The organism is Roseibium sediminis (assembly GCF_008711325.1).
GTDB classification, from domain to species: domain Bacteria; phylum Pseudomonadota; class Alphaproteobacteria; order Rhizobiales; family Stappiaceae; genus Roseibium; species Roseibium sediminis.
In genome coordinates, this window is sequence record NZ_VXDB01000004.1 from 22,527 (window position 1) to 37,041 (window position 14,515).

15 protein-coding genes are annotated in these 14,515 nt (G+C 57.7%); 4 read left to right on the plus strand and 11 right to left on the minus strand.

Annotation, left to right across the window (positions count from 1 at the left end):
• The first annotated feature begins 243 nt into the window (after positions 1-243).
• Positions 244-639: a hypothetical protein gene (locus tag F0155_RS05035; protein ID WP_150523400.1), complete on the plus strand. Its 396-nt coding sequence runs from the start codon at positions 244-246 to the stop codon at positions 637-639.
• A gap of 74 nt (positions 640-713) precedes the next feature.
• On the opposite strand, the gene F0155_RS05040 is transcribed toward F0155_RS05035, so the two are convergent.
• From F0155_RS05040 to F0155_RS05055, 4 genes are all read right to left on the minus strand, one after another.
• Complete coding sequence (locus F0155_RS05040) at positions 714-1,151, minus strand: glyoxalase superfamily protein (RefSeq protein ID WP_150523401.1); 438 nt, start codon at positions 1,149-1,151, stop codon at positions 714-716.
• A gap of 268 nt (positions 1,152-1,419) precedes the next feature.
• On the minus strand, positions 1,420-2,952 hold the full coding sequence (gene metG / locus F0155_RS05045) for a methionine--tRNA ligase (RefSeq protein WP_150523402.1): 1,533 nt from the start codon (positions 2,950-2,952) through the stop codon (positions 1,420-1,422).
• A 168-nt stretch (positions 2,953-3,120) separates the two neighbouring features.
• A complete protein-coding gene (locus F0155_RS05050) occupies positions 3,121-4,119 on the minus strand; it encodes a YeiH family protein (RefSeq protein WP_150523403.1) in 999 nt (332 codons plus the stop codon).
• A 9-nt stretch (positions 4,120-4,128) separates the two neighbouring features.
• On the minus strand, positions 4,129-5,523 hold the full coding sequence (locus F0155_RS05055; RefSeq protein WP_150523404.1) for a cytochrome-c peroxidase: 1,395 nt from the start codon (positions 5,521-5,523) through the stop codon (positions 4,129-4,131).
• Between F0155_RS05055 and F0155_RS05060 the strand changes: the two genes are divergently transcribed.
• Positions 5,464-5,946, plus strand: a complete 483-nt coding sequence (locus tag F0155_RS05060) for a tetratricopeptide repeat protein (RefSeq protein WP_192913758.1) — start codon at positions 5,464-5,466, stop codon at positions 5,944-5,946. The two genes, F0155_RS05055 and F0155_RS05060, sit on opposite strands and share 60 nt — an antisense overlap.
• Before the next feature lie 67 nt (positions 5,947-6,013).
• Here the strand turns inward: F0155_RS05060 and F0155_RS05065 are convergent, their stop codons facing one another.
• From F0155_RS05065 to F0155_RS05090, 6 genes are read right to left on the minus strand one after another with little or no spacing between them, the layout of a single operon-like run.
• Positions 6,014-7,072, minus strand: coding sequence for a TRAP transporter substrate-binding protein (locus F0155_RS05065; protein WP_150523601.1), 1,059 nt, complete (start codon positions 7,070-7,072; stop codon positions 6,014-6,016).
• A 26-nt stretch (positions 7,073-7,098) separates the two neighbouring features.
• A complete protein-coding gene (locus F0155_RS05070; protein ID WP_150523405.1) occupies positions 7,099-8,388 on the minus strand; it encodes a TRAP transporter large permease in 1,290 nt (429 codons plus the stop codon).
• A complete protein-coding gene (locus F0155_RS05075; RefSeq protein ID WP_150523406.1) occupies positions 8,388-8,978 on the minus strand; it encodes a TRAP transporter small permease in 591 nt (196 codons plus the stop codon). Before F0155_RS05075 ends, F0155_RS05070 begins: the two co-directional genes overlap by 1 nt.
• A gap of 48 nt (positions 8,979-9,026) precedes the next feature.
• Entirely contained in the window at positions 9,027-9,542 is a 516-nt protein-coding gene (locus F0155_RS05080; RefSeq protein ID WP_150523407.1) for a flavin reductase family protein, read from the minus strand.
• On the minus strand, positions 9,542-10,432 hold the full coding sequence (locus F0155_RS05085; RefSeq protein WP_150523408.1) for an aldo/keto reductase: 891 nt from the start codon (positions 10,430-10,432) through the stop codon (positions 9,542-9,544). The genes F0155_RS05080 and F0155_RS05085 overlap by 1 nt, the downstream gene beginning before the upstream one ends.
• Complete coding sequence (locus F0155_RS05090; RefSeq protein ID WP_150523409.1) at positions 10,432-11,586, minus strand: LLM class flavin-dependent oxidoreductase; 1,155 nt, start codon at positions 11,584-11,586, stop codon at positions 10,432-10,434. Before F0155_RS05090 ends, F0155_RS05085 begins: the two co-directional genes overlap by 1 nt.
• Positions 11,587-11,689: 103 nt before the next feature.
• Here F0155_RS05090 and F0155_RS05095 point away from each other — a divergent pair, with 103 nt between their 5' ends.
• Together F0155_RS05095 and F0155_RS05100 are read left to right on the plus strand one after the other, a co-directional pair.
• Positions 11,690-12,415 (plus strand): GntR family transcriptional regulator, encoded by a 726-nt coding sequence (locus F0155_RS05095; protein ID WP_150523410.1) that lies wholly within the window; start codon positions 11,690-11,692, stop codon positions 12,413-12,415.
• A 9-nt stretch (positions 12,416-12,424) separates the two neighbouring features.
• Positions 12,425-13,546: a Gfo/Idh/MocA family protein gene (locus F0155_RS05100; RefSeq protein ID WP_150523411.1), complete on the plus strand. Its 1,122-nt coding sequence runs from the start codon at positions 12,425-12,427 to the stop codon at positions 13,544-13,546.
• A 239-nt stretch (positions 13,547-13,785) separates the two neighbouring features.
• On the opposite strand, the gene F0155_RS05105 is transcribed toward F0155_RS05100, so the two are convergent.
• The gene (locus F0155_RS05105; RefSeq protein ID WP_150523412.1) at positions 13,786-14,196 is read right to left on the minus strand and encodes a helix-turn-helix transcriptional regulator; all 411 of its coding nucleotides are present in this window, start codon (positions 14,194-14,196) and stop codon (positions 13,786-13,788) included.
• Positions 14,197-14,515: the final 319 nt, after the last annotated feature.

The following is a 14,515-nucleotide window of genomic DNA, read 5'->3' on the forward strand; positions in this document are numbered from 1 at the left end:
TCTCATTTCCAATGTAAACAAACCGCAGTCCCGGCTGCCCTTCACCATTATCTCCGCAACAATTGATACGGTAGCAGGATACCTACCAAGTCTATTCAACAAGGTTTTTGGAGCGTAACAATGATTGTCGCTTGGAACTGCGAAAATCTTGCCCTAGGAGTTCTGCTGAACGAGGTGAGTTTCCTCGTCGTAAGGAATTGAAAGCGCGTATTTGAGCCTCAGGGGTAAAAAATAGGAGGTGTTATGAGTTGGATTGCGTCCAAAGAAGAAATTCAGAAGGAAGCTGAAGAATATTCTAAGCTTGGTTTTTTAGATAAATCGAAAAACGTTCTTGTTCTGATCGTGTTAGTAAAGACAGTTTTGGCGCTTATGTTTTTTCCTGTTTCGGAGGAATTAATATATAATTTGGGTGCTTATTGGCTCTTGGCAGCTCTTGTTTTTATGAACCTCAGATTTGCAATTGCAGCTCTCTTTGCCTTGTTTATGGTCGATGCGGTTTTGACCGTAATAAGCGGGCGGGTGCCCATATTGCTGCTGATCTTCAGTATATTCGTTGCGATCTTTTCTCGGCAGTCATTTTTAGTAGCTTCCGAGCTAAAAAGGAAAAGCAAAGCAGCATCAGTGACTGAAAAGGCTTAAGGGCAAGGGTATTACATTTGCTTTTGAAACGCACAACATACGGGCCCGCCGGGGAGACGGACCCGATGCTGGTGTTAAAGGTTCAGGACCAGATGCGGTTGACCGTTTGAGGTCTTTTCCTTTGTCCTGCCATCTGGACCAATGGTGGCGTTGATCCGTTTTCGGAAGGACGAAAAGCTGTCGAACGTCACCACATCGACGGGTGTATCGAGTTCAATTCCAACTCTTTTCCAGCCACCCTTGTTCAGGGTTTCCAGCGACACGACCGTTCCCCTGATGGACTTGCCGAGATAAATCCCGCTGACCTTGTCGCCAAGGGAGACCAGCGCGCGCGGCTGGTTGCCAATCGCGGCATGAAACGTGTTCCAGTCGCGATAGCCATGTTGGCTGGCAACAAGCTCCAGCGATTTGCTGTGGCTGATATCGGTGCCGTCCGACTGCAATTGCGTCCGAAGCCGCTTTGCCTGTGCCTTGGCATCATTCAGGGTCAGAAGGTGTATGGTCTGGGTCATAGCTCTGCTCCACTGTCGCGTCATTGGTGCGAGAGAGGATGGGATCCGCGTTGCCATCCGCGCAAAAGACGCGGTGTGTTCAACAGAGTGTTTCTGCGTCAGGGCTTCACCATTGCTCAAGGCATGCGGAAGGCGGGTGCCTGCGACCGTCGTCAGATGTGGGATGGCGGGGAGAAATTGTCAAGGCGATTTGCAGCGAGCCGTCTGCAAACGAAAAACGGCGGGCCAAAAGACCCGCCGTAAAACATTCTGACACGCGACCCTTCGATCAGGCCTCGGGAGCATTGACCCGCGGGAAGAGGGAGTCGATTTCACCCAGCGGATTGCCACCTGGCAGCTTGTCGAGTTCCGCTTTCCAGGGAGAAGCTGGCGCAGGTGCGTTCAACATCGCAAGTGCCTTCTCCGCTGATCCGGGGATCACCTGACGCAGGGCTTCAAACAGCACGCGCTGGCAATCAAGCGTAACATACAGAACCGTGGCGCAGCGCTCACGGGTGTCTTCGTTTTTGAACAGCGACCATGGGGCTTGCTGGTCGATATACTCGTTCATAGCATCTGCCGCCGCGACGATGGCCTGAATGCGGGCCGGAATGTCCGGCATGTCGATCCATTCGCCAAACCCGGCAGCTGCCTCCAGAACCAGTTTCCGCAAGGCTTCGTCTTCGCCAGTCAGCGCGCCCGCAACCGGAACCTTGCCGTCAAAGTTCTTGTTGGAGAACTTCGCGACGCGGGACAGAAGGTTGCCGATCTTGTTGCCCAGCTCACTGTTGTAGGTCTGGCGGATCAGCTCGACAGAGATCTGGCTATCGCTCTCGGCACGCATGTGACGGGCGAGGTACCAGCGCAGAGCGTCGACGCCCATCAGGTCCATCACCTCGTTCGGATCGACCACATTGCCGATGGACTTCGACATCTTGATGCCGCCTTCACCGGTCCAGTGGCTGTGGACCGAGAGTTTCTTGGGCAGGGGAAGACCGGCGGCCATCAGCATGATCGGCCAATAGACCCCGTGCGGCTTCAGGATGTCCTTGCCGATCAGATGCTCGCACTCGGCCCACCAGGCAGAATAGTCGCCTTCCGGCCAGTTGATGGTGGTGAGGTAGTTGGCAAGCGCATCGAACCAGACATAGGTGACAAAGTCGGGATCGAACGGCAGTTCAACACCAAGCGTGACGCGGGACTTTGGCCGGGAGATGCAAAGATCTTCCAGCGGCTCGGCCAGCATCTTTTTCAGCTCGTTGCGGAAAGCGTTCGGCTGGACGAAATCCGGGTGATCCTCAATGTGTTGCAGCAGCTTCTCGCGGAAGGGCTCCATCTTGAGGAAGTAGTTGATCTCCTTGGATTCCTCGATCTTCATCGTCGGATGAAGGCCGCAGTCGCCGTCTTCGGTCAGGTCGCTGTCGCGCTTGAACTCCTCGCAGCCCTTGCAGTATTTGCCGGTGTATTCCTTCTTGACGATCAGGTCCTTGTCGAAAATCGTCTGTTCCATGCTGGCAACCGCCGCCTTGTGGGCGTCGCGGCTGGTGCGCACGAAATAGTCGTAGTCGACATCGAAGAGGTCGAAGACTTCCCGGAATTCCTTGCAGCGCATGTCGAGATAGGCAATTGCCTCCATGCCCAGAGCAGCTGCCGCTTCCTGGTTCTTCTGCCCGTGCTCGTCCACGCCGGTGGACAGCATCATGTCATACCCCAGCGCCCTGCGATTGCGCTTCATGATATCGGCAACAATCGACGTGTAGGCATGGCCGATATGCGGCGAGCCATTGACGTAATAGATCGGGGTCGTGATGTAGCTTTTCATCGGACGCTTTCGGGTTTGGGACGGCGGTCAAAAGGCCAATTGCCACAAATGGGTATCGGCTTTCATGCAATCAACCGGTCCTGGAATTCTCTGTCAGGCTATATTTCACAGTCCACCGGGGATGAAAAGCCCCGGCGGCAAACCGCATCGTCTGACAGCGGACCGAGTTTATCCCAGTAGCCAGATCCCGGCCATCACGAAGAGGGCGAGGAAGATGGTTTGGGTAACGACCATCCAGATCGCCGGGCCGCCGACTTCCAGCAGTTTCGGGATCGAGGTCTTCATGCCGACAGCGGCAATCGCCGCCAGCAGCGCCCAGCGGGAGATGTGACCTGCTGCATCGCGCAGAACTTCGGGGATCAAGCCAAAGGAATTGAGCGTGGCCAGAACAAGGAAGGCAACGACGAAAGTCGGGATCAGCGGTGGGCGCTGGGTGCCCGGTTCAACCTGGTTGCGCAAGATAAGCGCCGCAATGAAGACGACCGGAGCCAGAAGCGTTACGCGGATCAGCTTGACGAGTGTGGAAAGATCGCCCGTTTCTTCTGAAATGGAGAAGCCTGCACCCACCACCTGTGCAACATCGTGGATCGTGCCGCCGAGAAACACACCGGTTGCCTCTGTCGAGAGGCCAAGATTGGCGGTGATGATCGGGTAGATGATCATGGCGAGGGTGGAGAGCACGGTCACGGTGATCACCGTGAAGGCAAGGTCACGTTCCGCATGTTCGCGCTTCGGCAAGATGGAGCCGATTGCCATTGCTGCCGAGGCGCCGCAAATGGCAACAGCGCCGCCCGACAGAAAGCCGAACAGCTTGTCCCGACCGAACAGCCCGCACACCAGCAGGGAAAAGCCGATTGTTGCGGCAACGCCGCCTGCAATGACAAGCAGCATCGGGAGCCCAAGTGTCTGCACCATTTCGATGCTGATGCGAACTCCCAGCAGGGCAACCCCCATGCGCAGCAGCGTCTTGCCGGAAAAGGCGATGCCTTCTGCGGTGCGCTGACCCTTCTCTGAAAGGAAATTCAACGGCATTCCGAGAAGGATCGCCATCAACATGGCCGGGGCGCCGTAATGTTCATTCAGAAACTGGGCAGAAATCGCAACCAGTCCGGCAATAGCAATGCCGGGGAAGAGGGCAGTGGCCTGCTCCTTGAAGGGGATCGTCATGGCAAAACTCTAATCGGGCTGGTCAACCGGCAGGCCGCTTGGGACGGACTGAGGGACGCCAAAGGGAGGTGTCTTGAGGGAGGTGCCCGTTAGGGCATTGAGAAACGCGACAAGATCATCGATCTCACCTTGCGTCAAGGTCATCGCAGTAACGTCGCGTACGCTTCTCTGGCGCTCCATTTCGAAGCGGTCCTGCCACACGACAAAGTCGATGGCCTCAAGCCAGGGAGCAGCGGGCAGGGCTGCTGTTTGCGGTGTCCAGCTGGCCAATGCGGCATCAGGATCAAGGTGATGGCGAATGATGCCTTCCAGCGTCGGATAGGCTCCGTTGTGACCATAGGGGGCTGTCAACGCCACATTGCGCAACATGGGTGTGCGGAAGCGATAGGCATCTTCCAGCCTGTCCGTTTCGCCCATCCGCCCTACATCGCGCACCATCGGATCGAAGTTGCGGGTACGTCCGGGGCCAAAAGGCGGTAGGCCAAGGGCGTGGAACTGCTGGTCGGACAAAAGCTTGCCCGAATGGCAGGAGGCGCAATTTGCCTTGCCGTAAAAGAGATCAAGCCCGCGTTTTTCAGCTTGGCTCAAGGCCTCCTCATCGCCTGCAAGATACGCATCGAAAGGGCTGTCATGGCTGGTCCATTCCAGCGCCATAAAGGCAGCCAATGCATTGGCGATTTCGGTGATTGTCACGTCCTCAGGTGACGTGATGTGGTCAAAGGCCTCGACAAACATGTCTCCATAGGCCGGGATGGTGCGCACGCGCTTGGCGAGTATGGGCCAGGCAGCATCAATCCGGTCGTGGATGGCGCCAGCGATCTCGTTTTCCTTCGGATTTCCAGCCATCTCGAACTGGGCAACAAGCGGGAAGATCGCCTGTGTGGCAAGGATCGAGTTGAAACCGGTCGGCAGCCACTCTTCGGCAGGCGAGTTGAAGCCGTTTTCGAAGGTGTCGGCAATGGACAGCCTTCCGTCGTGAAAGAAGACTTTCAGCTCCTTTGCGCCCAGATTCCAAAGGCCGGGCGCATTGCGCGGAATGCGCTTCCTGATCCTGCTGTCACCGGTACCAGCAGTTCTTGTCGGCCCAAGGCCAACGCCGCCTTCGCCAATGCCGAGCGACAGCCCGTCGGACGTCCCGAACTCCGGGTGGTGGCATGTGGAGCAGGCAATATTCCTGTTGCCGGACAGGATCCTGTCGTAAAAGAGAAGCTGACCGATCCGGGCCTGCTTTTCATCAAAGGACAGGAAATCGTCAGCGGTCAGTGGCTCGGGCAGGGAGGTTGCCTGCGCCGAGGCGGCGGTCGCAAAGGCCGTCAGAACCAGTCCGAGGGAGAGTGCCTGCCAATGTCTGCCATTCGTCTTCTTGCCGCGCTTTGCGTGCTTATGTGGCTCGCGCCGGCTCATGCGGAAATCGAAAAGGCGCGTGATCTGATGGAAGAAGGGCAGTTTGGCGAGGCAATGAAAGAGCTTTGGCCCGCTGCCCGATCCGGCAACGCGGATGCCGAGGAGCTGATCGGCGTGATGTATGCCATGGGGCTGGGTGTGGAACGCGACGACGAGCGAGCCTTCGACTGGTATCTCAGGAGCGCCATGAAAGGGCATCCCGGCGCTCAGTCGGGCGTTGGATGGTATTACGAAATCGGACGGGGAATGCCCGCGCCGGATCTGACCCGCGCTTATATGTGGTACACGCTCTCTGCCATCGGAGGCGATCCGGATGCCGCCATCTCGCTGGAAGAGGTGGTCAAGAAGATGACCAAAGCTGAGATCGACAAGGCGCATATTCTGGTCAACGACTACAAGGTCTGGATGTATCCATTCCGCTAGGCTGAGTGGACGAACCCGAGCGGAAGAATTGCAGGCGGAGAGGTCCCCGCCTGCAAGGGTTTGAAGCTTACTTCACATCCGCAGCGCGGGCAGCGTTGATATCGCCTTCAGCCTTGGCAACTGCGTCGGTCAGGGCAGTGAAGATCTCGTCGCCGCGAGAGACATTTGCCTTGAACCACTCATAAACCGGAGCAGCAGCGTCCTTGAAGGCTGCTTTCTGGTCCGGTGTCGGAACATAAAGATCACCGCCACCGGCGACGAAGTCTTCATAGGCCTTGATGGACTTGCGCTTCGGCGAAGCGAAGGTCGCCTGCTGAAGAGCGTAGAAGCCATCGACGACAACACGGCGCATGTCTTCCGGCATGCCGGTGAACTTCTCGTTGTTCATCCACCACAGGGCGCCCATGTAGGCGTGGCCGTCGAGGGTGACATACTGCAGGCCCGCATCCGGGAACTTCATGCCCATGATGTCGGTGATGCCGTTCTTGGAGCCTTCAACAACGCCTGTCTGCAGCGAGGTGAAGAGTTCCGGCCACGGAATCGGGGTCGGCGAAGCGCCAAGAGCCTTGACGAGTTCCTGCGGCAGATCGGCCACGACGGTCCGGATCTTGAGGCCGGCAAGGTCGGACGGGTTCGCGACGCGGTGCTTGGTGTTGGCAAAGTTGCGCCAGCCGCCGGTATTGCCGATGGTCATCAGGCGAACGGCACCGCCGGAGTCTTCCAGAGCCATGTCACGCATCTTGCGGGTGAAGTCACCCTGCAGGACGGCTTCGGCAATACGGTCATCGGCCATCAGGTAGGGAAGGTCGAGAACCTGCACATACGGGAAGATGCCCGACGCGCCGCCAGAGGTGGAGATATAGATGTCGATGGATCCGTCAGCGACGCCCTGAAGACACTCTGCACCGTTGGAGCAGAGCTGGGTGCCGATGAAGAGTTCCACGGCGATCGCACCGTTGGAGGCGGCTTCCACATAGTTCTTGAACACGACAAGGCCGTCATAGTCCTCGTCGTTCTCGTTGGAATTGGCTGTTGCGCGCAGCGTGTAGTCAGCTGCAACTGCGCTCAGCGACGAGCCAGCCAGCATGGCCGCGACCGTCAGGTATTTCAGTGTCGATTTGAGCATCATGGTTCCTCCCTTGAAATGCTCGGTTAATCCGCAAATCCCGTCAAACGCGGAATGGTCATGGAAATCGCGGGGATGTAGGTGACCAGGAAGATCACCAGAATTTCCACGGCCAGAAACGGCAGGATCGCCTTGGCGATTGTTTCCACCCGTTCCTTGGAAACGGATGCTGCCACGAAAAGCACCAACCCCATGGGCGGTGTTGCCAGACCAATGGTCAGGTTCACGCTCATGATGATGGCGAAGTGGATCGGGTCGACGCCCAGATTGAGGAAGATCGGTCCAAGAATAGGGCCGAGAATGATGATTGCCGGTCCCGCATCCAGAAACATGCCGACGATAAACAGCAGCAGATTGATCAGGAACAGCAGGATCAGCGGGTTTTCGGAGAGGCTGAGAATGAAAGCAGCCAGATGCTCCGGTGCATGGGAGAGCGACACCACCGTCTTGAAGGCCATCGCCGCGCCAACCAGCAGGAGAACCACGGCAGAGGTAATCCCGGCCCGGTTCAGTACTTCTGGAAGTTCTGACACCCTCAAGGTCTTCAAGACAAACAGGCCGATGAACAGCGCGTAGGCAACGGCGACCGCCGCAGCTTCCGTGGGAGTGAAAATCCCGCCGAGAATGCCGCCCAGAATGATCACCGGGGTCAGCAGAGGAAAGAAGGCCTTGAGGCTTGCCTGTCCACGTTCGTGCCATGTTGCCTTGCGGCTGGCGATCGGAAAGTCGTACTTGTCGGCCATGAACTTGACCATCAGCATCAGGCCGATGCCAACCATGACGCCGGGGACAATGCCCGCAAGAAACAGCGCAGCAACGCTTTCCCCCATCACATACGCATAGATGATCATGATGCCCGATGGTGGGATGATCGGTCCAATGACCGAGCTGGCTGCCGTAATGGCAGCAGCAAAGCGGCGGGTGTAGCCCTGCTTTTCCATCGCCGGGATCAACATGGACCCGAGCGCGGACGTGTCCGCCACTGCAGAGCCGGACAATCCGGCAAACAGCATGGAGGACAGTACGTTCACATGGGCAAGGCCGCCGCGCAGGTGGCCCATCATGGCTTGCGAGAATTCGACAAGCCGCAATGTGATCCCGCCCTTGTTCATCAGCTCGCCAGCGAGCATGAAAAACGGAATCGCCATGAGAGGAAAGCTGTCCATCCCATTGTAAACATTGCGATAGAGGAGCGTGATGTCCTTCTCCTGTCCGTTCAGCCAAAGGAGCAGGCCCGGGGCTGCCAGAAGGCCGAAGAAGACCGGGAAGCCGATCAGGAGGAAGACGAGAAAGAGAGGTAGAAACCAGACCAGCATCACTCAGCCCCCGCCATTTCCTCACCCTCGATCACGGGGAGTCTATCCTTGCCGCCGAGCATTTGCACGATGGACCTGAGAACCAGTTCCACATTGACCAGCACCAGAAGGCCGATGCCGACCAGCAGGGACGACATCATCCAGCTGCGCGGAACGCGCATCCACTGGGAAAAATCGAAGCTTGTCGGAATGTAGAGCGAAGCCGTCGCGAACTTTCCACCAAAGCCCGTAACTTCGGACCAGCCGATGCGGAAGGCAACGACGAGCACGAGCAGGCTGAGGCTCAACAGTAGAACCTGAAGCAACTGCGCCAGTTTGGTCGGCAGAAGGTGGCTGACCATGTCGATTGCGACAAACCCGCTGGCCCGCATCGCCGTTGGAGCCATAAGCCCCGCAGACCACAGCATGCAGAAGCGCGAGGCTTCGTCAGGCCAGGGCAGGGCGTTGTTCAAGACATAGCGGAAAAACACCTGGACGAGGATCGCAACGACCATAAAGGCGACAGCGACCACACCGATCGCCCGCCCGATACGCAACAGAAATGCGTTCACTCCTCCAAGCAGCGAAACCACTGCCAGCAATGCCCCCATATGGGCTCCTCCTCATGAACGGGGCTCAGCGAGCCGCCGTCTCCGTCCTTATTTCGGCGCGATCTGCCCGAATTTTCCAGCAAAAAAGGTCAGCGCGTCTCCCTCGCGCATTTCGGCCCGCAGGACCCGGCCCAGAACGATCAGGTGATCGCCCCCCTCATAGGCCGCTACCCGCTGGCACTCGAAGCGGGCAAGGCAATGCTCGATCAAGGGCACGCCATGCTCGTTCTTTTCCAGATCCAGTCCGTCAAACGCGTGGGCATTCTTCGCAAACCCGTGGCAAACCGACGACTGCTCATTGCACAGCACATGGATTGCATAGTGTTCCGCCTGTTCGAAGTAGCGGAACCGGCGCGAGCCCTTGTCAGGCGCCCACAGGACCAGCGGCGGATCCAGCGACACGGACGAAAAGCTGTTCGCCGTGATGCCGACAGGGCCGTCCTCCGACATGGCGGTGACAATGGTGACGCCTGTCGCAAACCGGCCAAAGGCATCACGCAGCAAACGCGTGTTGTCGGACTGGGGCTGAAACGTGACGGGATGGTTCGGGCTCTGCATGTTCATTACGGAACCTCTTTTCCAAGGGCTGCCTCGTAGAGACGGAACCAGGACGGACGATCCAGCTTCACCTTGAGGGCGTCCGATATCCGTGCGATCCGCTCAATATTGTTGGTACCAAGCACCGGTATGATCCCCGCCGGATGGGCCAACAGGAACGCAACTGCAACAGCCGCCCTGTCGACACCCGATTGGCGTGCAAGATCATCCAGCACCTCGGCCACCTTGCCGCTTCCGGTCATCAGCGAGCCGCCGCCAAGCGGCGACCAGGCCATCAAATGCGTCCCCAGACGCTGATGGAAGGCAAGATCCCCATTTGTGAAGGGCGAGATTTCCGAAAGGCTGATCTCGATCTGGTTGGTCGCCAGCTTCGTGGTCATGGCCGATTGCAGCAACTCCCAGTCCCACGGACGGAAGTTGGAAACGCCGACATTGCGCACCTTGCCGCTCTTGACCACCTCATCCAGCGCCGCACCGGTTTCCTTGTGGTCCATGAGCGGATCGGGACGGTGGATCAAAAGCAGATCGATCGTCTCGATGTTCATTTCGGAAAGGGATGCTTCAACCGACCTCAGAATGTGCGCGCGGGAAGTGTCGTAGTATTTGCCCGGCGCATCCGCATAACGACCGACCGGCGCGATGATGTCGCATTTGGTGACGATCTCCATCTTGTCTCGCAGGGCCGGGTTGGCCTTCAGGGCCGCCCCCAAAACACGTTCGGCTTCATAGCCGCCATAAATGTCGGCCTGATCGAAAGTGGTGATCCCCTGATCAAGGCAGGTCTGGATCTTGCGTTCCACATGGGCCGCGGACGTATCGGTATCCTCAGCCAGTCGCCACATTCCGTAGACGAGGCGGCTCATTTCAAGTGTCGGGGACAGCGAGATGCGTTGCATCAGCGGCGAACTCCATTTCCAAGCGGTGTTGCGGGCGTATGTGCCGGTACACGACCATACGCATGAGGCAGCGAACAGGTTTTCAGATTTGGCAAAACAAGTCTGCCGAAGTGGTCGGCCTCGTCCAGATGCGGGTATCCCGAGAAGATAAAGGCCCGAATGCCCATCTTCTGATATGCCTCGATCTTGCTCATCACCTGATCTGCGGAACCGACCAGAGCCGCGCCGCAGCCCGAGCGGGCCCGGCCAACGCCAGTCCACAAATGCGGCTCGATGAAACCGGATTCATCCGCGATCTCGCGGTTTTTGGACTGATGGCTTACGCCGAGCGACTTGGCATCCAGCGCGCGTTCGCGAATGCTGGTGCCTTGGGCGTCGTCCAGCTTGGAGACGATGTAATCTGCATATTCCCTTGCTTCGGCTTCCGTGTCGCGAACGATCATGTGAACGCGCAGACCGTAGTCGAGCGTGCGGCCATATCGGTCAGCCACGGCGTGAACCGCCTTCATCCGGCCTTCCAGTTCCTCGATCTTTTCCGGCCACATCAGATAGACGTCACAATGCTGGCCGCACAGTTCCAGTGCATCCGGAGAGTAGCCGCCGAAATAGAGGAGGGGGCCGCCGGTCTGATAAGGACGAGCCGGGTCCGTGGTCAGGCCCTTGAAGGTGTAGACTTCGCCTTCATAGTTGATTTCATCCTGGGTCCAGGCCTGCTTCAGGATTTCGACGACTTCTCGCGAGCGCTGGTAGCGGTACTTGCTGTCGGCCTGCTCGCCGGGAAAGTCGGAAGAGATGATATTGACCGTCAGGCGGCCTTCCAGCATGTGATCCAGCGTGGCAATGGTCCGCGCCAGCATGATCGGCTGCATCTCGCCACAGCGCACGGCCGCAAGAAGATTGATCTTGTCGGTGATCGGCGCGCAGCCGGCCACGAAGGACAGCGTATCCTGGCCAACCTGATAGGACGACGGGCACAGGATGTTGCGGAAGCCGAGGCTTTCGGCCTTCTTCACGATGCTGGAGCAATGGGCCCATGAGGACCGAAGGTCTCCGTCCGGCACGCCCAGAAACTGGTAATCGTCCGAACAAAGCGCTGCAAACCAGGACACTTCAGCTGCATCCAGATCCGGTGATGTGACCGGTACGACCGTCATTGAAACTTCCTCCCGAAGGATCGCCTTTTTTTCTTGCGTATCACCCGCATTGATGTAGATCAATAGTGTATCAATTTTTTCTGCCCCAGCGGAATGGGTAAGGATGTCAGAAGCCAACAGAAATCCGAATGCGCTGCCGATCTATGTCCAGATCAGCGAGTTGTTGATCCGTGACATTGCAGCCGGTCGCCTGATCAACGGAGAGCGTCTTCCACCCGAGAGGGAGATGGCCGCTCAGCTCGGCATTTCCGTCGGCACGTTGCGCAAGGCCTTGGCGGACTTGACGAAAAGAGGCCTTCTGGAGCGTATCCAAGGGTCGGGAAACTACATCCGCCATGGCGGGCGGACCGAAAGCGTCTACGGCATGTTCCGGCTGGAGCTGCATTCTGGTGGCGGTTTGCCGAAAGCAACTTATCTGGATGTCTCACGAGCGCAGATCCCGGAGAAACTGGTGACCCATTGGCCGGAGAAGTTCGGACTTGCCAATTGGGGGACCCGCATCCGCCGCCTTCGCTTCCTGAACACCACGGTGATCGCGGTTGAGGAAATCTGGCTTGATGGCAGCGCCGGGGAGGTGATGACCCACCTCCTGTCTGATTCCCTTTACCGCTATTACCAGAAGCAGCTTGGGTTCTGGATCACACGGGCGGAGGACCGGGTCGGGATCGGCATGACACCCGATTGGGCGCCGCCGGAGTTCCCGCTCTCGCGCGGCGCACCGACAGGCTACATCGAACGGCTGAGCTGGTCGGATCGGGCAGAGCCGATCGAGTTTTCAAAGACATGGTTTGACACGGACAAGGCGCTTTATGTGCAGCGCCTCAAATAGGAGATCTGGATGTCCGCGACAGTAAACTACGGCATCATCGGCTGCGGGATGATGGGGCAGGAGCATCTGCGCAATATTGCGCTTCTGGATGGCACGCGCATACGGGCCATCTTCGAGCCGGATGCGGAAATGGCAGCGATTGCCAAGACGTTTGCGCCTGAGGCCGAAATGGTCGCGTCCCTTGATGCCCTGCTCGACATCGCCGATCTGGACTGCCTTGTCATTGTCAGTCCGAACCACTGCCATGTCGGCCAGATGGAGGAAATCCGCCGCAAGCGGCCCTTGCCGTTGCTGGTGGAAAAGCCGCTCTTCACCAGCCCCGAAGACGAGGCCCGGGTCGCAGCCTTTGCAAAGTCCTATCCCGCCCCGGTATGGGTCGCGATGGAATACCGCTACATGCCGCCAATCGCCGCTCTCGTGGAGCAGGTAGCGGAGGCAACCGGCGGGGTGCGCATGCTCACGATCCGCGAGCACCGCTTTCCGTTCCTGCCCAAGGTCGGCGACTGGAACCGCTTCAACCGCAACACCGGCGGCACCTTTGTCGAGAAATGCTGCCACTTCTTCGATCTCATGCGGCTGATCATGCAATCAGAACCGGTCCGCGTGATGGCATCCGCCGGGCAGGCGGTCAATCATCTCGATGAGACCTACAACGGCGAAGTTCCGGACATTCTCGACCATGGTTACGTTCTGGTCGATTTTGAAAACGGTGCCCGCGCCATGCTCGAACTCTGCATGTTCGCCGAAGGCTCCCGGTATCAGGAAGAGGTCAGTGTCGTCGGGCCGAAGGGCAAGATCGAGGCCCTTGTCCCCGGTCCCGGTCGTTTCTGGCCCGATCATCTGGGTGAGCCACCGGTGCCGCAGGTCATTGTCAGCCCGCGTGATCCCAAAGGCCCCCGGCAAATTGACGTCCCGGTTGATCCCGAATTGCTGGAGGCCGGAGACCACAACGGGTCAACCTTCTACCAGCATCAGCAGTTCCTTGCCCTAGTCCGCGGCGAGCGGGCGTCTCCGGAAGTCAGTCTCGAGGATGGCCGCAAATCCGTCGCCATGGGCCTCGCCGCCCAGGAATCCGCCCGCACAGGTCAGGCCGTGCTCTTGTCACCCAACCGCCTGACCTCGGCGGCTTGAGGCGTACCTTAAAATCTCTGTCCCTCACCCTAACCCTCTCCCAACGGGAGAGGGGACTGGATCGGGTGCGGAGGCAAATATTTTAGTAAAAGCAACCACAATTATGGACTAAAAGACGCTTCAGCTATCTGGAGGAGAAGGCTGGCTACGCAAATACCACATTGAGTGTCAGCTTTCTGCGTTTCTTGCTATTTGAGCTGTTAGCTTCAGAAACTCGCCTAATATCAGTGTGTTTCGCGTTATTTGCGTCTGATTGCCATATGTTTGTAGGTGCTCTTTAGCAGGTGGGTGAACCTATCAGACGGCATATATCCGCCGTTTTCCAACTCTTCCTCTATATCGCGGGCCTCCTTTTCCGCCGCTTCCCAAAGCTCGGGATCATAACCGACGGCTTTTCCTGTATCTCCTGCTTTGCTGTTTGAATGCGTTGTGGCTTTTGTGGTGGGCACGTCGTCGTCCTCTGACAACAACCACGCATAATCAACGTTAAAAAAATCAGCGTAACGCCTTGCTGAGTGCAGGCGTGGGCTCCGGTCGCCGTTCTCATGGCTGATATATGTCTGGATTGGGATACCCATAGCGCGGGCTGCATCCGTTGCGGTTTCGTAACCCTCTTTAACGCGGGCTTCCTGTAGCTTCTTGTGATTCATCTGTTAAATCGCCTCAAGTCAATAGGTCCTCTCATTAATGCGGCATTGCATGAAGCAAAAAGCACTTCATTTAATGCGTTGAGAGTTGTAGTTTGCAAAAAGCACAAGTAATGCGTGCTGTCAACGGAGTATGATGCACTTTTCGGTCTCGATTTGTCCGGCATCATGCGTCTCCGGAAGTCAGTCTCGAGGACGGCCGCAAGTCTGTCTCCATGGGCCTCGCCGCCCAGGAATCCGCCCGCACAGGTCAGGCCGTGCTCTTGTCAACCAACCGCCTGACCTCGGCGGCTTGAGGTGTATCTAAAAATCTCTGTCCCTC

Coding starts and splice junctions, on each gene's coding strand:
- F0155_RS05035 (WP_150523400.1), top strand. CDS start 244: ATGAGTTGGATTGCGTCCAAAGAAGAAATTCAGAAGGAAGCTGAAGAA.
- F0155_RS05040 (WP_150523401.1), bottom strand. CDS start 1,151: ATGACCCAGACCATACACCTTCTGACCCTGAATGATGCCAAGGCACAG.
- metG (WP_150523402.1), bottom strand. CDS start 2,952: ATGAAAAGCTACATCACGACCCCGATCTATTACGTCAATGGCTCGCCG.
- F0155_RS05050 (WP_150523403.1), bottom strand. CDS start 4,119: ATGACGATCCCCTTCAAGGAGCAGGCCACTGCCCTCTTCCCCGGCATT.
- F0155_RS05060 (WP_192913758.1), top strand. CDS start 5,464: ATGTCTGCCATTCGTCTTCTTGCCGCGCTTTGCGTGCTTATGTGGCTC.
- F0155_RS05055 (WP_150523404.1), bottom strand. CDS start 5,523: ATGAGCCGGCGCGAGCCACATAAGCACGCAAAGCGCGGCAAGAAGACG.
- F0155_RS05065 (WP_150523601.1), bottom strand. CDS start 7,072: ATGCTCAAATCGACACTGAAATACCTGACGGTCGCGGCCATGCTGGCT.
- F0155_RS05070 (WP_150523405.1), bottom strand. CDS start 8,388: ATGCTGGTCTGGTTTCTACCTCTCTTTCTCGTCTTCCTCCTGATCGGC.
- F0155_RS05075 (WP_150523406.1), bottom strand. CDS start 8,978: ATGGGGGCATTGCTGGCAGTGGTTTCGCTGCTTGGAGGAGTGAACGCA.
- F0155_RS05080 (WP_150523407.1), bottom strand. CDS start 9,542: ATGAACATGCAGAGCCCGAACCATCCCGTCACGTTTCAGCCCCAGTCC.
- F0155_RS05085 (WP_150523408.1), bottom strand. CDS start 10,432: ATGCAACGCATCTCGCTGTCCCCGACACTTGAAATGAGCCGCCTCGTC.
- F0155_RS05090 (WP_150523409.1), bottom strand. CDS start 11,586: ATGACGGTCGTACCGGTCACATCACCGGATCTGGATGCAGCTGAAGTG.
- F0155_RS05095 (WP_150523410.1), top strand. CDS start 11,690: ATGTCAGAAGCCAACAGAAATCCGAATGCGCTGCCGATCTATGTCCAG.
- F0155_RS05100 (WP_150523411.1), top strand. CDS start 12,425: ATGTCCGCGACAGTAAACTACGGCATCATCGGCTGCGGGATGATGGGG.
- F0155_RS05105 (WP_150523412.1), bottom strand. CDS start 14,196: ATGAATCACAAGAAGCTACAGGAAGCCCGCGTTAAAGAGGGTTACGAA.